We start from the raw sequence: 20,713 nt of genomic DNA, 5'->3' as shown, positions 1-20,713 counted from the left end.
TCACGCACCATCCTTACAAATACAGTGCTTTGTTAGCAATCTTATAGTTACTTTAATCATGCTTATGCACAATCTTACCCAATTTTATTTTTAAAGAACGCAAATAAATCAAATTTCTATGGTGGAGGTGAACGGGATCGAACCGATGACCCCCTGCTTGCAAAGCAGGTGCTCTCCCAGCTGAGCTACACCCCCTATGGTGGGTCTGGGTGGATTTGAACCACCGACCCCACGCTTATCAAGCGTGTGCTCTAACCAACTGAGCTACAGACCCTTACGAGTCCAAGTTTAAACCCACACCTCAAACCCAAATTTGTATTTATTTAATAACCAATAAGTGTGAACACTTGACAATAATTTATGAAAGGAGGTGATCCAGCCGCAGGTTCCCCTACGGCTACCTTGTTACGACTTCACCCCAGTCATGACCCCCACCGTGGCAAGCGCCCTCCTTGCGGTTAAACTACCTGCTTCTGGTGAAAATCACTCCCATGGTGTGACGGGCGGTGTGTACAAGACCCGGGAACGTATTCACCGCGGCATGCTGATCCGCGATTACTAGCGATTCCGACTTCACGGAGCCGAGTTGCAGACTCCGATCCGGACTACGACGTGCTTTCTGAGATTGGCTCCCCCTCGCGGGTTGGCAACCCTCTGTACACGCCATTGTATTACGTGTGAAGCCCTACCCATAAGGGCCATGAGGACTTGACGTCATCCCCACCTTCCTCCGGTTTGTCACCGGCAGTCTCACTAAAGTGCTCATTTTAAATGATAGCAATTAGTGACAAGGGTTGCGCTCGTTGCGGGACTTAACCCAACATCTCACGACACGAGCTGACGACAGCCATGCAGCACCTGTGTCTTGGCTCCCTTTCGGGCACTCTTATGTCTCCATTAGATTCCAAGCATGTCAAGGGTAGGTAAGGTTTTTCGCGTTGCATCGAATTAATCCACATAATCCACCGCTTGTGCGGGTCCCCGTCAATTCCTTTGAGTTTTAATCTTGCGACCGTACTCCCCAGGCGGTCAACTTCACGCGTTAGCTACGTTACCAAATCCTTAATTAGATCCGACAACTAGTTGACATAGTTTAGGGCGTGGACTACCAGGGTATCTAATCCTGTTTGCTCCCCACGCTTTCGTGCATGAGCGTCAGTGTCAACCCAGGGAGCTGCCTTCGCCATCGGTGTTCTTCCACATCTCTACGCATTTCACTGCTACACATGGAATTCCACTCCCCTCTGCTGCACTCTAGCTTTGTAGTTTCAAACGCAATTCCCAGGTTAAGCCCGGGGCTTTCACATCTGACTTGCAAGGCCGCCTGCGCACCCTTTACGCCCAGTAATTCCGATTAACGCTCGCACCCTACGTATTACCGCGGCTGCTGGCACGTAGTTAGCCGGTGCTTTTTCTGTCGGTACCGTCATAAATCATGGCTATTAACCATAATTCTTTCTTTCCGACTAAAAGAGCTTTACAACCCGAAGGCCTTCTTCACTCACGCGGCATGGCTGGATCAGGCTTTCGCCCATTGTCCAAAATTCCCCACTGCTGCCTCCCGTAGGAGTCTGGGCCGTGTCTCAGTCCCAGTGTGGCTGATCGTCCTCTCAGACCAGCTACTGATCGTTGCCTTGGTAAGCCTTTACCTCACCAACTAGCTAATCAGACATCGGCCGCTCCTTTAGCGCAAGGTCTTTCGATCCCCTGCTTTCTTCCTGAGAAATATGCGGTATTAGCACATCTTTCGATGCGTTATTCCCCACTCAAGGACACGTTCCGATGTATTACTCACCCGTTCGCCACTCGCCGGCAGGCCGAAGCCCCCGCTGCCGTTCGACTTGCATGTGTAAAGCATGCCGCCAGCGTTCAATCTGAGCCAGGATCAAACTCTTCAGTTTTATTTCTTTTTCATCTGACTCAAGCCTGTTTGACAGGCCATCTTCGCAGACGCTTAATCATCTACCGATCCAATTACTGGATCTTACAACTTTTATACTGCCAAGCGTCCACACTTATTGGTTATTTGCTTTTTAAAGATCTTTGCTTTGACTTGCGTCATCGCGATAGAGATGCGCATTATATAGATTAAATAACCCAAGTCAAGCGATATCAGACAACATTTTTGATTTTGTTTCGCAAAGCATCGCAAGATATTGATTTTGTTTATTATTTAAAAAACCAATCTTTTGCGATCATGCGTTGCAATACCTTGCACACCCCCGTTCTGACTCAAAAATTTTTTTGATTTTTATTCGATTCGTTATCCATACCCTTCCTCATCCCTCATGTTTTCAGATATAACCATTCTAATAACGCATCCATGGCCGTTTTTGCACCACCTGATTTCGGATGATTCACAATAAATGCCACCACATAACGCTTTTTTTTATGGTTCAGCACATACCCTGCTATCGCAGATACATCTTTCAACGTGCCTGTTTTAATATGTGCTTTCTGGGCAACGGCAGATTTCTTCAAGCGTTTTCGTGCCGTCCCATCCACCCCGACCACCGCCAGAGAGGCCATGAACTCGGGCATCGTGGATGAAAAATAAGCCGCATTCAATAAATTATTTAAATGCCGCGCACTAATTCGCTCTCTACGCGATAATCCTGATCCGTTTTCCAGCACCAGCTCTGGAAAATCCATATTTTTAGAAAACAGCCACTGTCGTATACCAGATCGTGCCAGATTGGGCGAAACAAATTCGCCACCTTGAGACTCTGTCTCACCCAACGATAAAAACAGCTGTTTTGCCGCTACGTTATTGCTGAATTTGTTAATGCCCCGAATAACTTCAGCCAGTGGCGGAGAATGATAAACACTCATTGGATTTAATGTTCTCGGTGCTGTTCCGTATCGCACGCCACCCTTAAATACGCCACCCAGTTGCTTCCACAATACACTAAACAGTTGATGAATATACGCCGAACTCTCATGCAAACTCAGGTAATAAGTAGTTTGACCGCAATTAGCCGAATAATCGCCGTCAAGCACTACTGTCACATGGCCCTGCTGCGGAACACCATCACGAATATTCACGCGAACGCCACTAGCACCGCATTTTTTCTGGGTCAATTTGAGATGATTTTGCACACTCAGCAATTGACTCTCCGGATCAGCTGTAACTCGCACGCCACCACGCCGCGATTCAGGAAACAAATGCAGCATTGATGTACGATAATTCACCAATAACGCCTCTGGGGCTACATTGTAGGTTTTATAGCGCTTGCCATCGAAAGCTCCCGGGTCTTCTGCCGGAAAATTATAATAGCTGTAATCCAGCACCAGATCACCGCTGATATCCTTCAATCCAGCCTGACGAACCTGACGGAGCAACAACCAGAAATTTTCCAGATTGAGACTGGGATCACCATATCCTTTGATAATCAAGTCACCTTGCAACCTGCCGTTTTCCAGATTGCCATTTGCATAAACCTCGGTACGCCATGTATATGATGGTCCGAGCATTTCCAGCCCGGCATACGTTGTGACAATCTTCATGACTGATGCAGGATTCATTGACACATCCGCATTAACAGATAGCAGCGGCCGTTCGGCACCAACTTCTCTGACATAAACCCCGATAGCCGTCTCGGGAATACTCGCCCTTTTCAGGGCTTGTCTGACACTATCCGGCAAATCAACGGCATAAACCGGAAGAACCAACACACCCCACAATAGACACGCTGTTTTTAGCAAATTTTTCATAGCAGTCAGCAGATCAGTTTATTGTGATCAGCGTGTGCCACGACAAATAGACAACCCGTCATCCCAGCCCATTCGATACTGCGTATCGGCCGCGTATCGTTTTTTATCCTTGAATCCATAGGCTGATTGTTTTGCTGTTTCACAGCCGTCTATATATCCCTCCTGAGCCGCTTTGGGGTAACCAGCAAGATTATAGGTCGGGCGCGTACTGGGAGGCAGTGGACCGGATGGTCGTTGCTTCACGACAGGATCTGGCGCTGGAAGACCAGGGCCAGGCACAGGGGGTTTAGTCATCGTACAGCCTGCCAATAAAGCGATTACCATTGCAATACTATTTGCTCGGAGCATTTTTTATTCCCTTCCATTCATTGAATTTTTGCTATATCACTGTTTTCAGCAACTTGCCCATCTCAGCGGGATTACGTGTCACACGAATGCCACACGCTTCCATTACTTCAATTTTTTTCTGTGCTGTGCCTTTACCTCCAGCAACAATCGCGCCAGCATGTCCCATTCGTTTGCCAGGAGGTGCCGTCGTTCCGGCAATGAAACCCACTACCGGCTTCTTCATGTGATCTTTAACCCAACGAGCACATTCTTCCTCATCTGTACCCCCAATTTCACCCACCATCAGCACAGCATCCGTCTCGCTATCTTCATTGAACAACTTCAGAATGTCGATATGTTTAAGACCGTTGATCGGATCACCACCAATACCGACGCAAGTAGATTGTCCCACGCCCAGCTCACTCAGCTGGGCTACCGCCTCATAGGTCAGCGTACCCGATCTTGAGACCACTCCAACTCTTCCTTGCTGATGAATAGCACCTGGCATGATGCCGATTTTCAGATCGCCTGGTGTGATAATCCCCGGACAATTGGGCCCGATCAACAGCGTTCTTTTTCCACGCATACGAGCACGTGTTCGCAACATATCCCGGACAGGAATACCTTCAGTAATGCAAATCACCAGATCCAGCCCGGCTTCCACTGCTTCATCAATTGCAGCAGCCGCATAGGCAGGCGGCACATAAATTACCGATACAGTCGCACCTGTCATCCGCTTCGCTTCTTCCACCGTCGCAAACACCGGAATACCTTCAAAATCTTCTCCTGCCTTTTTCGGGTTGACTCCTGCTACAAAGCAATCTCTGCCATAAGCATAATCACGGCACTGGCGGGTATGAAGCTGTCCGGTTTTGCCCGTAATACCCTGTGTTATGACACGCGTGTGACGATCAATCAGAATAGTCATCGTCATAGCCCTCCGGTTGCAGTTGCAGTCCCAGATCGATGCTGAGCAGCCGCATCCACTGCTTTTCTGGCAGCATCCGCCATATTGCTGGCAGAAATAATTGTTAATCCCGAATCTGCCAGAATTTTTTTCCCCAACTCCACGTTGGTTCCCTCCAGTCGAACAATCAATGGAACAGTCAGTTTCACTTCGCGTGCTGCTGATACCACACCTTCAGCAATCACATCGCAGCGCATGATCCCACCGAAAATATTGATCAGTATGGCCCGCAATCCGCTGTTTTCCAGCATCAGCTTGAATGCTTCAATTACTTTTTCTACGGTTGCTCCGCCCCCCACATCCAGAAAATTAGCCGGATTCCCTCCATAAATCTTAATGATGTCCATGGTTGCCATTGCCAGACCAGCTCCGTTGACCAGACAGGCAATATCACCATCCAGTGGAATATAGGACAGTCCATGCCGCGCGGCTTCCACCTCAAGCGGATCATCCTCATCCGGATCCCGCAAGGCAGCAATTTCAGGGTGACGAAACAGGGCGTTATCATCAAAATTCATCTTGGCGTCCAAAGCAATCAGATGGTTATCTGGCGTAACAATCAATGGATTAATCTCAAGCAGCGAGGCATCATTTTCATCAAATGCCTGATATAGCGCTCTCAGCATGGATGCAGCCTCCCCCTGACATGATTCAGGTAAATTGATCTGACGCACAACTTGCGCTGCATCCTGAAGAATCAATCCCTCAAGCGGATCAATCTGAATTTTGTGTATTTTTTCCGGCGTGCTGTCTGCTACTTGCTCAATATCCACGCCACCTGCATCACTTGCGATCAGGCTGACGCACTGTGAAGCACGGTCAACTACCAGTGCCACGTAATACTCGTGACTGACAACAACCCCTTGTTCGACATAGAGCCGGCGAACAACCTGACCCTGTGGACCGGTCTGAGGCGTAACCAGGGGAGCAAACAGTATGGTTTCAGCAAATTGCCGGACTTCCGCAATGGATTTCGCCAGTTTCACTCCCCCGGCCTTGCCACGCCCTCCGGCGTAAATCTGTGCTTTAACTGCCCATTTGTCTCCACCCAGCTTCTCGGCAGCCAGTACGGCTTCCTCCACGCTGAAACAGGCAATCCCAGCCGGCACACTTACCCCATAACGACTGAGAATTGCTTTAGCCTGGTATTCATGAATTTTCATATTTCATCCTTTTGCACTCAAATATCGGGTTGTACCAATATTTGCTCGATATATTCCCCTACTTCAGCCAGCTCTTGTTTAAAGCCCGGCAACAGCCTGGCCAGTTTTTCCAGATCACCTTGCTTTGCAGCACTCTCCATTTGTGCACACCATTCACCCAAAGCCAGTGCGCCGATCGACCGCGCTGAAGATTTAAGTTTGTGCGCAGCAAATTTCGCTTCATCCGTTTTGCAATCTGCCACGCTATTTTGCAGCTGCTCGGCAATCTTTTCGGCATCACGAAGAAAATCCTGCAGAAATTCCCTGATGATGCCTTGATCATTCCCAACCAGCGATTTAAGTACATTCACATCTACCGTAATTCCTTCAGCAGCGGCTGGAGGTTGCTGAATATTCTTGTCTGGTTGCTCTACCCGTTTTGATCTCTGCAACCATTTCTCCAGTACCGATTTAAGCTGCTCCAGTTGCACCGGCTTGCTCAGATAATCATCCATTCCCAGTGCACGACATCTTTCTGCCTCACCCTTCAACGCATTTGCTGTCAGGGCAACAATCGGAATCTGATAACGACCCGTTTTCCCGGAGCGAATCGCTTGTGTCAACTGATATCCATCCATTTCCGGCATGTGCAGATCCGTCAATATCAGCGCATACTCTCCACTTTTCCATCTCTGCAACGCCTCATGCCCGTTGACGACGATATCCGCAGAAAATCCCAGCAAGGCAAGCTGTTGGCGAATGACTTTCTGGTTGATCTCATTATCTTCGGCAACCAGAATCAAATTATCCTGCTGCAGTGCTTCTTCCCGGGATAAAGGAACAGCCTTGCTGATAACTTCCGCAGGAATATCCTGATCTTCCTCCAGCTTTGCCCGGCCAGCTGCAACCGCTATTGCGTGGAGAAAAACCCGGCGATACAGCACATTTCCATCAAGTGTCACTACACCCTCGTTTTCCATACGACTGCGATGGCGCCGGCCACGTCTGACAATTACAAACCGGAGCTTGTCACTCATGTTCGAACCAGGCCGATCACGAAACAGCGCACGCAACCCGTCAACAGACAATTCTCCCTCCCCCGCATCCACCACCAGTAAACATGGATCCGCTGGAAGCTGTTTAACTCTCTCACGCAGGGCAGCCAAATTTGATACATATTCAACCGCAACACCGGCATATTCCAGATAAGCCGCAAGATCAGAACCCAATCCATCGTCCTCACTTCCTATCACCACACATGATAATCCTGTGAGATCTATTTCTGATCCAGCCTCCTGAATTACCGCTCCCTGAATCACCTCGAACGGAATACGAACAATAAACGTGGAACCCTCATTCAGTTTACTTTCCACCGAGATTTCGCCCTTCATTAACTCGATCAGCCGACGACAGATGGTCAAACCCAGGCCGGTTCCACCAAAGCGGCGAGTAGTGGAAGCATCCCCCTGGGAAAAAGGTGTAAACAAGCGCTCCCGATCCGCGTCACTCATACCGATACCATTATCGATCACCTGAAACATCACTGTTATAGTCCCATCATCCATCGTCTCTGCCAGACTGGCTTTTACAGCAACACGCCCCGGCCGCGACATGCTACTGGAAAACTTGATGGCATTATTGATCAGGTTGATCAGTATCTGCCGCAGGCGCAACGCATCTCCCAGTACATTCCCGGGTAAAGTCGGATCTACGAACAAAGTCAGCACAACTTCCTTGCTGGCAGCCATATGGGTCAGCGCTCCACATGCGCGCTCCACCACTTTCTCCAGGGACACTGGCATTCGTTCGATTTCCAGCCGGCCGGCCTCAATCTTGGAAAAATCGAGAATATCCTCAATAATCTCAAGCAACGCGAAAGCAGATTCCCGGATGAGATCGGTCATTTCCCGCTGATATGCACTCAAGCTGGTCTGGTCCAGCACATCGATCATGCCGATCACGCCATTCATCGGTGTGCGGATTTCATGACTCATGGCGGCAAGAAAAGCGGATTTGGCCTGATTGGCCAGCTCCGCATCGTGTCGCGCCTGCTCCAGATCCTGCCTGATTTTGACGTGTTCACGCATATCGCGCATAACTCCGGTGAAATGCCGCTCATTCCCCACGAAATACTCGCTGACCGCAAGATACAAAGGAATCACCGTCCCATCCTTGTGCAGGCCTTCAACTTCGCGCCCCAGCCCGACATGATGTCCACCTGGTTGCTGCGGAAGGCCCACATATTGCTGGCCATATCCGGTTTCGCAATAGCGCTGCATATAGTATTCATGCATACTCCCATGCGGTTCCGGCACCAGAATTGAAACATTCTGTCCGGTTGCCTCCTCCACGGTATAGCCGAACAGCTTTTCCATAACTGGATTCACCGAAAGCATCACCCCCCGCTCATCAGTGGTCACCACGCAATCCACCATATGCTCAACGACCGAACGGGTTTCCTCTTCCTTGATCGCCAGTTCGGCATTAAGCTGTTCCAGCCTGGCGGTGCGCTCGGCCACACGTGCTTCCAGATGGCGATAACTGATATCCAGGCGATTGGTCATCATATTGAAAACACTGGCCAGTTGCCCGATTTCATCCCATCCTTCTTCAGGAATGTGATGCTGAAGATTTCCGGCATTAATCGCCTGGGCACATTCATTCATATTTTTGAGAGGCATCACCACTCGCCGATTGAACAATAGCGCCCCCAGAATGGCCAACAGAAAAGTTATGCCAAGCACCACCAGCCCCATGACACGCATCTGTATCACCGAAGCAAAGGCCTCTTCGGTATCGATCTGCACCACCATCCCCCAGTTCACGCGCGGCAAATATCGCCATGCTGCAATCACCGGGTTCCCGTGAAAATCAGTGGTCACTCCGTCTCCGTGTTCACCATTCAGACTCTTCCTGATCGCCAGTGAAAACCGTGGATCGTCAAGCGATATGGTCCGTTTCAGGGCGGCATCAGGATCTTCCCGCAGAGGAGCCAGCACCCGGGCCAAATGCTCGCTTTCTTTGTAGGTAACAATCGTCTCGCCACTGTCGCCCAGCCCCACATTATTCGTCAGTACATCAAATACATGCCCGCTGTAGATCTGCAACGCCAGCACTCCGTGGAAAGCACCCTCGATCATGATGGGCACAGCTACAAACGCAGCAATTGCGCCATGCGATGGCGGATAGTATTCAAAATTGGACAAACTGCTTTGATATGTCTCTTTTGTCCGGCGGAATACTTGGCCAAGCCCACTATTCCGGTAAGGACCCGTCAACAGATTGGTAGCAAAATCGGATTCATGGCTAACAGAAAAAATAATCCAGCCATCCGGGGATATCAGGAACAGATCATAGTAACCTGTACCTCCAAGATAACGTCCGTAGTGCGCCCGGTAGCGTGCGTCCAGCGCGCGATAAGCTTCAGAATCGACACCAGACTGACTGAATGTCTGTGAAAATTCGTCTATTGACTGGCGAGTCGTGTCACTTGTCTGGATAAAAGCTGCATCCTGTATTCGCTCACGCAGATAGGAATCAATCTGCTCAATCTTTTTATCAGCGATCGACGAAACCTGCTGAATCGCCGACTTTTGGATTTCACCCTCAAAAATATGCAGCAAGCCATAGCCAACCAGTGCAATCGGCAAGAGCGCCACCAGCGCGAACCAGATGGCGAACCGCTGAGTCAGCGATGTGAGAATCATCACTCCAGCAGACAGTTGGAACACTGTTTCAGAGTACGCCGGGCGTAATAAGCAAAGGTACTCGCGCTGCGCTGTGTATGTAAAATCCAGTCGTGCGCCTCTTGCCCGAGCGCCGGATCGATGGGTTGAATTGTGCCAACCGCACTTGCCAGCAACTGCATACGTGCCGTCCGTTCAAACGCAAGCGCAATCAGACAGGCCTCCTCAATATTGCCGCAAGCCACCAGCAGCCCGTGATGCGCCAGCAACAGTGCGCGTTTATCACCCAGCGCATCCGCTATCAGCCCACCTTCTTCATTGCCCACCGGCACCCCCGGCCATTTGGCTAAAAAAGCCACATCGTCATACAGCACACAGTTATCCATATGCGAAATAACGAGTGGTTCTTCCAGCATGCTGAGTGCTGCTGTATGCAGCGCATGGGTATGGATAATACAATGCACATCGGGGCGAGCACGATACACCCAGGAATGAAAGCGATTCGCGGGATTCGGCATGCCATCTCCCTCCAGTACCTGCAAATCCTCATCAACCAGCAACAAATTCCCGGCACTGATTTCGTCAAAACCGAATCCCAGCCGTTGTGTCAGAAAAGTACCTGGCACTTCCCCTCGTGCGGTAATCTGTCCGGCCAGCCCGGAATCATGACCGTTATCAAACAGAATGCGGGCCGTCAAAGCCACTTTCTGGCGGATCGAATAAACCGCACCGGGCAGTTTGTTTTCCATTTGAGCAAATTCGCGTTCCATCAACTGCTGCTTGTCAAGATCAAACGTCTCACCGCTCATATGCCGGAATCTCCCTCTTTTTCATTAAAGAAACTTTTTTTATCATCATGGGTGACAGTTTTCCGTATTTTTTTTGTAGCTGCAAGCAAAACCCGACGGGAATCAGACACAATTCATCAGAGGCTCCCTGACAATCTCCATTTATACTGAATCATTTGATATTTCATCAGTCACTTTGTTCATTGCCACACACTCTAGGATTGACTGCTGATGTTTCTCGATTTCGCTACTCTCGACGCCCGGCGCAGCTATTTCAGTCTGTTGAAACAGGGTCTCTTGGTGGCTGAATAGAACAGCATGAATATGCTGGTACAACGATTCGATGTCGTCCGTACCAAACAAGCCGTCCTCTGGCAGCAAGAGCGTATCGAACACTCCGGATTGACAACGGAAATCGACAGCCTCAAGCGCCGGAGCTGGCAGGAGAATGGTCTCGTTTACTGGCTGTGGTAAATTGGTTGCTTACCATTCCCGGTCGGGAAGCGCTCGCCCGGACCCGCTGGCTGGATATTGGATTACTGCGTTAGCTACGCTTCCTCGCAAGCTGCATAAGCAGCGAAGCAATCCGGAAGCAGTAGAGGAGCATTACGATCATTGCGATGGAATTGGTCAGCCGATAAAACAGCCGGTCGCTCACTTGCGTACTTTGCGACGTGCATTGTAAATCACGCCGTTGTGGGCAATGTAATCATGCAGAAGTGTGCAGGCAGCATCGCGCAGCAGATCGGTTGTCACGGTGATCCCACGTGCTTCCAATTCATTGATCCAGTTCTCCGGTCGAGGGCCTTCGTCGAAACCAATTGCCCCCACATCACTACTCCGTGCAGCACACACCAGGCTGCGGACACCGGACCAGATCACTGCGCCCAGGCACATTACGCAGGGTTCGGCACTGGTTACCAGTTCACAGGCAGGCAGGCCATCTGCTCCCAGATCATGATGGCCCAGTTTTGCCTGCGCCAGTGATAACGCGAGCATCTCAGCATGCGCAGCGGAACACCGGCTTGGTACAACCCGGTTGGCGCCGGCTGCAATCAGCAAACCACTGTCGCGCTCGAATACTGCTGCGGCAAAGGGCCCCCCTTCCGTCGCCATGTTGATGCGCATTAATTCCAGCACATAATCCATGCGTGCTTCCGGTTCAATCAGCGTGCGCGGTTCAGTATTGGCCTGTATGAGGAAAGCAGGTAATTTGATGTGCAATTCCATTTCTAATCAAAACTGGCTTTATCGGCTTTGCCTTGCCATATTATTTATACTGTCGGCGGCTCGCCTTCGTGTCATCTTTAATTTGGGAATGGAATAATAGGCGGGATTCATACGCGTGGATCGATTCTATTCTTATCCAGTCATCCTATAAAAAGATCGTCTGTATAAAAAAAGGGGCAGATAACTCTGCCCCTTTTTTCTGCAACTTTGATATCTGATCGTTACCGATTAGAAATCGTGACGTACCCCTACTGTGTAAACGTTGCGATCAGCATCTACACCAGCTGCAAGATTTCTGTCTTTCACCCAAACGCGCTGATAACCACCAAACAGGCTGGAACGGCGGCTCAGATTATGAACCACCCCGAGGGTGATATTTTCAACATTACGTTTTGCATATGCTCCAAATGGCTCAAGAGCACCACCAGTGCTATTAGCTTGCGCCATACCGCCTTGTGCAACCAGCATAGTGTTGCCAATGGTGTAATCGACCCCCGCAATCCACAAACTACCATTGCCATTCGGGTTCATCGCAGAGTTACACTGGCCGCGGCCACCATCCATGCTAACGCTTCCAGCAGCATCACCGAATGCAGCAGCATGGGTACAGCTTGCCGCTCCACCAAACGGATTGGCATCAATCACGTACTCATACTGACCACGCAGACGGAAATCAGCTACGCTGAAAATGGCACCACCACGCCAGATTTGTTCATCTTTAACCCCGAATGTTTTCTGAAATTTGCTGGCATTGTCTCTGGAATAGCCTCCGAACACATCTACACCAATAGCATCAAACTGGCCGCTGTACTTGGCGCCAACCTGGAAATCCCATTCACCGTTTTCACCACCTGCGTATCCATCCCCCAAAGCAAGAGCGCTCGCTACATTGGTACCGTTATAACGAGTAGCACCTGTTGGGTCGTTTTTATCCGCATCGCCCGGCATCAGCAAACCAGCTACAGAAAAACCTTCCACCACCGGTGAATCAAAGCGCACTGCACTGTTGACAAACCCATGATCACCTGAGCCATAACCATTGTTGGATGACACCATCAAGCCACCACTCCCGTTTGCGTGCAGACTGGTATAGGCAAATGGATCGATTTCATGACCTCCGACAAAATCCTTGAAAGGAGATTGAACACGACCAAATTTCAGTTCACCCCATTGATCACCACCTAATCCAACCCATTGTTCACGAGCAAGGTGTTTATCTTCACCACCACCCGGATTGAGTGAGTACTCGATACGGCCCAGAGCGCGTAACCCCATGCCCAGATCTTCAGCAATCTGCAGCCCCCAGCGGGATTGCAATGCATCATCCGAAACAGCGGTCTGTGCATTAAATCCGTCGATGTCAACGGTTGCGTACTCAGCCTGCAAGCGGCCGAAAATGGTGACATGTGTACCATCTGCAGAAGCAACCAGCGGGGCTGCCAACACGCCGGCAACTGCCAGTGCCATCAGTTTTTTATTCATTTGAAGCTCTCCTTAAGAAAAATACCTGGATCAAATCTGGATCTTGATGCCATACATCTACATTCTTTGCTACTTCTATTCCTGCCTGATCAAAGGTGTTGCATACCGCACACTTTTCCGATCAGAAGGGTTGGACGGATTGTGCCCAAGCAGAATCTGTTGTGCAACACCAATCCCGATTTTTATGCTTTTTTCGCCAAATTATGTTGTGTTATTGCAACACTCTTGACGCCATTTACAAAAATTCTTTCAATTTTCTTGTGTGTGCAGGGCATCAATCAGGACAGAACAAAGTTGAAATCAATGAAATCAACAGAACCGGCGCACTGCCCGCAGCCCCATCAAACCAGCAACAAACAGCCACAGACCGGCAGGCTCCGGAACAGGTTGCGGCTGTGTGGCCTGATTAGCCACGGCGCTGACAAAGATCCGGCTCTCGACCAGAGCGCGGTAATCACCGTTGAACAGATCCACCATCAGATCATTCTGGCCGGTCAAGCTTACCGTCTGGCCAGGGGCAAGTATAAAATCGAACAGGATACTATTCTCATCCAGTAACGCAGCACCGGCGGTTCCCAGGTCTGCGAGGATTATGTCGTACGAGGGATTACCAAAGGATAATCCACCGGCACCATCTCCAATAAGCGTGTCAGAAATCAGATTACTGAAGAAGATTTTCGTCCCCTCTTCTTCCAAAATGATTTCCCCCTCGCTTCCAACATCCTGGCCGCTGGCATCCACGCTATTGACGAATTCGAGGCCAAGGGTAATTTTAAAAGTATCCGTCACCGAAGTATTGGCCAGTGAGATGCGATAGTCTCCGAAAAGCTCGAAGGAATCAGTGGCGTCAGAGGAATTTCCGCTGCTCTGGAAGCGCATGCCCACACCGTCATCAATGTCGGTCAGTGTGCCGCCGAGAGGCAGTGTTCCGGTAATATTGAGCGTGTTATCCACGGTGGAAGCGATCATCGCCCCTCCGATCACCTGAGAAAAAGTCCCGGACTGGGTAAGTCCGGCCGGTGCCTCGCTACTGAAAACATTCAAATTAACCGATGCCGTGATGGACACGCTGGTATCAAAGGGAGTGGCCGATGCCTCCGCAGCGACCAGCAATATTGCAGAAAAAATCACCCCAGCCAATGCGGATGGCTTTGTCAGCCTGAACTGCGTACTGAAATTATTGAACATACCTCTGCCTCCATTTTTGGATATGCGTATGAAAACAAGGAAGCGCTGATTGAATCGTAAGTTGTTATTGCGAGAGAAGCGAAGTCATCATTTTTTAACGCCTTATGGACCGCCGTGTCACGTCTCTCCTCGCAATGACAGAATAAATCAGCGCTTCCCTGACGCAAATGGCAGTGCAGGTGGTCTTGCAGAGATCCCCTAAATTCCTGATCGAGTTTCACGTGAATCCGGCATGGACGATGCAGATAAATCAGTAGAAATCGGTTGATGTGAAATAGCATAATGGCAGGGCGACAAGCGCAGTTTTATACGGATTTCTCCGCGCAACACGCTCCTGGCCGCCGGTGCAAGCTGCAGGGTAAACCGCTCTTCGCCAGTGGTGAAATAGCCCAGTGCCAGCAGGTGTCTGAACACAATACGCCAGCCTTCAACGCTGAGTTCACGGCCGATACCAAAAGTGCTGACGTGATCATGCCCCCATTGCCTGATCCGATCGGTCCGTTTCCCAATTAGTACATCAATCAGATACTCCATGCCAAAATTCTGGCCTGTGCGGTAAACGCAGGACAAAGCTTTCTGGGCAGCAATCGTGGCATCCTGAACCGGTGTGGTTGTCAGGCAGGCATCGCAGTTGCCGCATGCCGATATAGCCGAGTCGGACGGTTCGTCAAAATATTCAAGTAACTGTATTCTGCGGCAGGCTGTTGTTTCACACAGCGCCAGCAAGGCATTCAGCCGGGCAGCTGCCGCCTGTCTGATTGGAATGGACACGGGTTCTGTGTCGGATTCAACCTGATAGCGCAACCGGATGATATCGCTCGGCCCGTACACCATCCATGCATCAGCTGGCAAGCCATCCCGTCCGGCACGGCCGGTTTCCTGATAATAGCTTTCAATACTTTTGGGCAAATCCAGATGAGCGACAAAACGAATATCAGGTTTATCAATACCAAGTCCGAATGCGGAGGTGGCCACCATTACGATGTCCTCTTGCTGCAGAAATTTTTTCTGGTGCCGGGTACGAACAACCGTTTCCATACCGGCATGGTAAGCAAGCGCCGGAACATGGTTAGCATTGAGCCACGTTGCTGTTTCTTCGACTTTTTTACGGGATTGGCAATAGATGATGCCCGCCTCTCCTGGATGCTGATTGCGAATGAAATCAAGCAACTGCATCCGGCCATTTGATCTGGCTGTAATACGATAGCAAAGATTGGGACGATCGAAACTGCTGGTAAATGTTCGTGCCCGATGCAAATCAAGGCATCGCAGGATATCCGCCCGGGTTTTCGCATCTGCGCTGGCAGTCAGAGCAATACGCGGTATTTGCGGGAATTTCCGCGGCAAAATCGAAAGCTTGCCATATTCCGGGCGGAAATCATGCCCCCACTGGGAAACACAATGTGCTTCATCAATAGCAAACAAGGCAATGGGAATACGCTGCAGTAATATATGAAACCGGGGGGTCAGTAATCTTTCCGGTGCCACATAAACCAGATCATAGTCTCCCGCCAGCATCCCCTGTTCAATCGCTGCGGTCGCCCCGGGTGTGAGCGTGGAATTGAGGTAGGCCGCCCGAACACTCCGTTCACGCAGCACAGCCACCTGATTTTCCATCAACGCAATCAGCGGCGAAACGACAATGCCCACGCCTTTTCGCAATAATGCCGGAATCTGATAACACAATGATTTGCCACCACCGGTGGGCATCAGCACCAGACAACTGTTTCCGTTCACTACATGAGAAATGATTTCGGCCTGCTGGCCACGAAATTCGTTGTAGCCGAAAATTTCCTTCAGCAACGTTTGTGCCTGCGCGGTCATTTCTCGCTCATGAAACGATCCAGATCACGCCGTGTACGTTTGGTGGGCCTGCCTTTACCGGCATAATGCGGAGCAGGTTGTGATTTGATATTTTCCGCCAATACCGCACGCGCCAGCCGGCTTTCTTCTGTTTCCTGGTAAAGCAGGCGGGCTTCCGTCGCAGGCCTACGCTGATTGGACAGCGCCAGCACTTTCACCAGATGATGATAAGGCCCGATACGAATTTCCAGCATGTCGCCCGCAGTCAAAATTCTGGAGGGTTTGGCGCGCATGCCGTTGATTTGCACCTGACCGCGTTCGACCGCATCTGCTGCCTGTGAACGTGTTTTGTAAAACCGTGCAGCAAACAGCCACTTATCGATGCGGAATTTCTCGCCTGTGGCCTGCATGCCCTTTTCAGTCATGGCAAATCAGTATTGTCAGGAAAAAACATCAGTAAAACGCATAAGCTGCCTTGATTAGCATTCCGAGTGCAATACACCCGGCCAGAATGGCAAAGCTGCGTTGCAATTTTGTTTCATCGAAACGGTGGGTATAACGTTTGCCGATCAATGTCCCGGCAATTGTTCCTGCAGTGAAAGGCAGCGCAAGCGCCCAGTTCATGAATCCCATGGAGGTTGCTGAAACAACACCTGCCAGGGAAATGAGTGCTGTGATGGAAAGCGAGGTGGCAATCAGGGTTTTCATGGGTAAATCAGATACTTTTCTCAATGCGGGGATGATGATGAATCCGCCGCCCACACCCAGCAAGCCAGATAAAAATCCGGTTATAGCGCCTGAAACCAATAATCCCCTGGCGCACGGAACAGTCCATATCAAACGACCGTTCTCCAGATCGAGCTGACAGGGTGGAGAAACAACCCTTTCCGACTGCGAGGTAAATTCATGACTCTTGCGATACATGTACAAAGCGACATAAATCAGTACCGCGGAGAACACGATTGTCAGCAACGCATCTGAAAGCTGCTGCGCCACCCATACGCCGACAGGTGTCATCAGCATACCGATCCCTGCGATGAGGCCGGCTGCCCGGTAACGAACTATTTTTTGCCTGAAGGATGAATAAGTGGCAACTGCCGCCGATACACCCACGGACAGCAAGGCAACCGGTGCAGCTTCTGCTACGGTGGCATGCAGACCAAAAATCAGTAAGGGAACAGCAATAATGGCGCCTCCCGAACCGGTCAATCCCAGTACAAATCCGGTAAAAACACCAGGAAAAATTCCCAACCACTGAATTTCCATGCAGAACCTATTTTGATTCAGTCGATCCGGCCAGCCATTCACGCCCTTTCAGCAGACAATCCCAGTATACCCACGGAAAAAGATTGACTTTCATCCACCAGTACAATTTTCTGGGAATAACCGGGCTGAGCGGGAAGGTTGGCAGCAATTTTCCACCATAACCAAACTCGGCCAGAACCACCTTGCCGTTTTCAACTGTCAATGGGCAGGCACCATAGCCATCATAAACGGCGCGCATCTCACGGCCCTCTTTCGCAGCCAGCAAATTCTCAGCTACGATAACTACCTGCTTTCTAACAGCTGCCGCCGTTTTGGAATTCGGTGCGGAACAGGCATCCCCCAGCGAGAAGACGTTGGAAAAGCAAGTGCTTTGTAGCGTTTTCGGGTCAACCTCACAAAATCCGGCAGCATTTGCCAGCGCACTGTTACGCAGAAAATCAGGCGCGACTTGTGGCGGTGTGATGTGCAACATATCAAATGATTTATCAACACGGGTAACTTCTCCCGCCTCATTCTTGACTTCAAAGGTAGCAACTTTTTCCGGGCCGTTAACCTTGACCAGATCGGAATTGAATACCAAGCTGGCGTGGTATTTATCAACATACTTCATCAGGGGTGGTACAAATTCGGGAACCCCGAACAATACCGCTCCCGCCAGATCAAACTCAACTTCAATTTTATCCAGCACCCCCTGACGCTGCCAGTAGTCACACGATAAATACATCGCCTTCTGTGGCGCCCCAGCGCATTTGATTGGCATGGGAGGTTGCGTAAACAGCGCCTTGCCACTCTTAAGCTGTTGTACCAGTGACCAGGTATAAGGGGCGAGATCAAACAGATAATTAGAGGTAACGCCGTTTTTACCCAGGGTTTCATGAGCACCTTCTATTTTTTCCCAGGCCAGACGAATACCCGGACATACCACTAACTGACGATAGCCAATGGAACGACCATCCGCCAGATGAACCAGATTTTTTTCAGGGGAAAATCCCGAAGCTGCTGCCTTGATCCATTCTGCACCCGGTGGTATGACATCAGCGGTATTACGAGCAGTCTGGTCAATCGCATACGCTCCTCCTCCGACCAAGGTCCAGGCGGGCTGGTAATAATGTTTTTCACTCGGTTCAATCACAGCAATGCGCAGAGATGAACGCCGGCGCAACAGACTTGCAGTCACCCCTAAGCCACCTGATCCGCCACCTACCACTACAACATCAAACATATTGTCCCAGTTGCAGGCAGCAACTGTTTCAGCCTCACGCTTATCCACTGGTTCACAATAAACTTCAGCAGAATTTTCTCCTTTCTCTTGCGTGCCAGTACCAGCAGATGCAGCAGCACCTGTATCATGGGTGTACAGTGCTTGAGCACGATTACCTGAGCCGCAAAAAGCCAGTACAGGGCCAGGTAATGTTTGCATCAACTGGTGAAAAGCAGAACATTTATCATCTGAAACCTGACCAATTTCAACCGGCATGTAAGCAAACTGCAATCCTGCCGCCTTTGCTGCGCTTTCTAATGCCGCGCTGGCCGGCTGACTTTCTCCGCCTTCTCCATCCGGTCGATTACAAATAATCGACTTGTAACCTGCAGCCGCAATGCCGGCAATATCGTCCACACTGATCTGGCCAGTGACCGCTATTTTTTTATCCAGTTCTTTCCATTTTGTTTCAGGGGCGACACTCATAGTGGTTTCTCCTTACTTTGGTTTTTTGTTGTTACCGGCTTGCCCGGTCATGTATCGATGTGCGTTAATCCTGCTGTTCCAAATGTCATCCATTAGCGTGATCGTTGCTGACGATGCCACACGGTTCATCAGAATCATTTGTGCTGTCCGAAGTCCGTTCATTTTCACTTGCACAGTATAAGTCAAACAATGTGCCAATGATTTGCACGGCTTCCCGGCTGGCCAAGCTGTAATAAATATACTTCCCCTTCCGTTCGGTGGAAACAAGTTTTTCTTCGCGCAGCACCGTAAGTTGTTGCGATAGGGTCGGCTGGCGAATACCCAGCAACTGCTCCAGCTCACCCACATTCCTTTTTCCCTGTATCAATTGACACAGAATCATCAATCGATCTTCATTGGCCAGAGTTTTCAGTATGGAGCAAGCTTTGATTGCAGCCGCCTTTTTTTCCACCATAGCTGACAGATCTGCTTGCACGTATGAATCTGTCATTGTCTGCCAATCTTTTCCTGATGTCGATCATCCGGCTTCGAATCAGCCCGACGATACCTTTCCAGCCCGTCGAAAACAGCCATGCCCAGCAACATGGCCGTCACGAAAACAATTCCCGCAGAATGACCCGATGCCGCCAGTACCAACCCTGGTCCCGGACAAAGGCCTGCCAATCCCCAGCCAGCTCCAAACAGCAGACTGCCCAAGATCAGCCGATGATCAATCACATGGGAAACTGGCAAACGCAGCGGCGCGGATAACAATGTCTGCCCACGTTGTTTTGCTGCCCGAAACGCAAAAAATCCAATACTGATCGCACCCAGCATAACCAGGGCCAGTGAAGGATCCCAATATCCGGTAACATCCAGAAACGCCAGTACTTTTGCAGGATCCGTCATACCAGACAAAATTAATCCCAAGCCAAAAATCAATCCGGAAAGCAATGCGGTAATTAAGATAAACATATGTTTTCCTTTAAAAATCAGTTTTAATCTATGTTGTGACGAATGAGATAAACCACGCTCATTCCCATGGCCATAAACAAAATTGTTGCTACTAATGAACGCGGTGAAAGGCGTGATAAACCGCAGACGCCGTGACCACTCGTACAACCAGAGCCGTAGCGCGTTCCGATCCCGACTGCCAGTCCGGCCAGCACCAGAACCGCATCGCTGGTTTCAACATGAACCGGGGGTAATTCACCCAACCAGCGCCACAGCCATGGAGCGAGCAATAATCCGGTAATGAATGCAACTCGCCAGGCAAGATCTCCCTTTCGCAATTCGATTAATCCGCCAACGATTCCCGATATACCTGCAATCCGGCCTGCAACGAGCAATAGCAGTGTCACTGCCAGCCCGATGATCATGCCGCCTGTAAATGCGCTGATCGGGGTAAATGCTTGCCAGTCAATCATAAATTTTCCTCCTTGACATACAAATTA

At 50.1% G+C, this 20,713-nt stretch carries 17 protein-coding genes, 2 tRNA genes and 1 rRNA gene; 1 reads left to right on the top strand and 19 read right to left on the bottom strand.

Annotated elements, in window-relative coordinates:
* Positions 1-119: 119 nt before the first annotated feature.
* The 9 genes from ABO04_RS10750 to ABO04_RS10710 form a co-directional block, all read right to left on the bottom strand.
* Positions 120-195 (bottom strand) — tRNA-Ala (locus tag ABO04_RS10750).
* Between the two features lie 2 nt (positions 196-197).
* Positions 198-274 (bottom strand) — tRNA-Ile (locus ABO04_RS10745).
* Positions 275-363: 89 nt separating this feature from the next.
* Positions 364-1,901 (bottom strand): 16S ribosomal RNA (locus ABO04_RS10740).
* Between the two features lie 385 nt (positions 1,902-2,286).
* A complete protein-coding gene (gene dacB / locus ABO04_RS10735) occupies positions 2,287-3,714 on the bottom strand; it encodes a D-alanyl-D-alanine carboxypeptidase/D-alanyl-D-alanine-endopeptidase (protein ID WP_160810648.1) in 1,428 nt (475 codons plus the stop codon).
* Positions 3,715-3,741: 27 nt separating this feature from the next.
* A complete protein-coding gene (locus ABO04_RS10730; RefSeq protein ID WP_240141528.1) occupies positions 3,742-4,008 on the bottom strand; it encodes a hypothetical protein in 267 nt (88 codons plus the stop codon).
* A gap of 85 nt (positions 4,009-4,093) precedes the next feature.
* A complete protein-coding gene (sucD, locus tag ABO04_RS10725; protein WP_160810646.1) occupies positions 4,094-4,969 on the bottom strand; it encodes a succinate--CoA ligase subunit alpha in 876 nt (291 codons plus the stop codon).
* A gap of 2 nt (positions 4,970-4,971) precedes the next feature.
* The gene (gene sucC / locus ABO04_RS10720) at positions 4,972-6,171 is read right to left on the bottom strand and encodes an ADP-forming succinate--CoA ligase subunit beta (RefSeq protein WP_160810645.1); all 1,200 of its coding nucleotides are present in this window, start codon (positions 6,169-6,171) and stop codon (positions 4,972-4,974) included.
* A gap of 17 nt (positions 6,172-6,188) precedes the next feature.
* Positions 6,189-9,857 carry an ATP-binding protein gene (locus tag ABO04_RS10715; protein WP_160810644.1) on the bottom strand — a complete coding sequence of 1,223 codons (3,669 nt, stop codon included), beginning with the start codon at positions 9,855-9,857 and terminating at the stop codon, positions 6,189-6,191.
* Complete coding sequence (locus ABO04_RS10710) at positions 9,857-10,645, bottom strand: aldolase (protein ID WP_160810643.1); 789 nt, start codon at positions 10,643-10,645, stop codon at positions 9,857-9,859. The genes ABO04_RS10715 and ABO04_RS10710 overlap by 1 nt, the downstream gene beginning before the upstream one ends.
* 297 nt (positions 10,646-10,942) lie before the next feature.
* Between ABO04_RS10710 and ABO04_RS10705 the strand changes: the two genes are divergently transcribed.
* A complete protein-coding gene (locus tag ABO04_RS10705) occupies positions 10,943-11,098 on the top strand; it encodes a hypothetical protein (protein WP_160810642.1) in 156 nt (51 codons plus the stop codon).
* 180 nt (positions 11,099-11,278) lie between these two features.
* Here ABO04_RS10705 and ABO04_RS10700 read toward each other — a convergent pair whose 3' ends face one another.
* The 10 genes from ABO04_RS10700 to ABO04_RS10655 form a co-directional block, all read right to left on the bottom strand.
* Positions 11,279-11,854 carry a nucleoside deaminase gene (locus ABO04_RS10700; protein WP_160810641.1) on the bottom strand — a complete coding sequence of 192 codons (576 nt, stop codon included), beginning with the start codon at positions 11,852-11,854 and terminating at the stop codon, positions 11,279-11,281.
* Between the two features lie 228 nt (positions 11,855-12,082).
* A complete protein-coding gene (locus tag ABO04_RS10695; RefSeq protein WP_160810640.1) occupies positions 12,083-13,336 on the bottom strand; it encodes a porin in 1,254 nt (417 codons plus the stop codon).
* Between the two features lie 309 nt (positions 13,337-13,645).
* Complete coding sequence (locus ABO04_RS10690; RefSeq protein ID WP_160810639.1) at positions 13,646-14,524, bottom strand: VPLPA-CTERM sorting domain-containing protein; 879 nt, start codon at positions 14,522-14,524, stop codon at positions 13,646-13,648.
* 198 nt (positions 14,525-14,722) lie between these two features.
* The gene (recQ, locus tag ABO04_RS10685) at positions 14,723-16,348 is read right to left on the bottom strand and encodes a DNA helicase RecQ (RefSeq protein WP_160810638.1); all 1,626 of its coding nucleotides are present in this window, start codon (positions 16,346-16,348) and stop codon (positions 14,723-14,725) included.
* The gene (locus tag ABO04_RS10680; protein WP_160810637.1) at positions 16,345-16,752 is read right to left on the bottom strand and encodes an RNA-binding S4 domain-containing protein; all 408 of its coding nucleotides are present in this window, start codon (positions 16,750-16,752) and stop codon (positions 16,345-16,347) included. Before ABO04_RS10680 ends, recQ begins: the two co-directional genes overlap by 4 nt.
* 28 nt (positions 16,753-16,780) lie before the next feature.
* On the bottom strand, positions 16,781-17,593 hold the full coding sequence (locus ABO04_RS10675; RefSeq protein WP_160810636.1) for a sulfite exporter TauE/SafE family protein: 813 nt from the start codon (positions 17,591-17,593) through the stop codon (positions 16,781-16,783).
* Positions 17,594-17,600: 7 nt separating this feature from the next.
* The gene (locus ABO04_RS10670) at positions 17,601-19,280 is read right to left on the bottom strand and encodes a bifunctional protein tyrosine phosphatase family protein/NAD(P)/FAD-dependent oxidoreductase (RefSeq protein ID WP_160810635.1); all 1,680 of its coding nucleotides are present in this window, start codon (positions 19,278-19,280) and stop codon (positions 17,601-17,603) included.
* A gap of 85 nt (positions 19,281-19,365) precedes the next feature.
* Positions 19,366-19,755 (bottom strand): metalloregulator ArsR/SmtB family transcription factor, encoded by a 390-nt coding sequence (locus ABO04_RS10665; protein ID WP_345853519.1) that lies wholly within the window; start codon positions 19,753-19,755, stop codon positions 19,366-19,368.
* An 11-nt stretch (positions 19,756-19,766) separates the two neighbouring features.
* A complete protein-coding gene (locus ABO04_RS10660) occupies positions 19,767-20,234 on the bottom strand; it encodes a YeeE/YedE family protein (RefSeq protein WP_160810633.1) in 468 nt (155 codons plus the stop codon).
* A 23-nt stretch (positions 20,235-20,257) separates the two neighbouring features.
* On the bottom strand, positions 20,258-20,686 hold the full coding sequence (locus ABO04_RS10655) for a YeeE/YedE family protein (RefSeq protein WP_160810632.1): 429 nt from the start codon (positions 20,684-20,686) through the stop codon (positions 20,258-20,260).
* Positions 20,687-20,713 lie beyond the last annotated feature (27 nt).

The organism is Nitrosomonas sp. HPC101, assembly GCF_009833125.1.
Classification (GTDB): Bacteria; Pseudomonadota; Gammaproteobacteria; order Burkholderiales; family Nitrosomonadaceae; genus Nitrosomonas.
The sequence above is the reverse complement of the archived record's forward strand: the minus strand, read 5'-3'. Positions and strand labels throughout refer to the sequence as shown.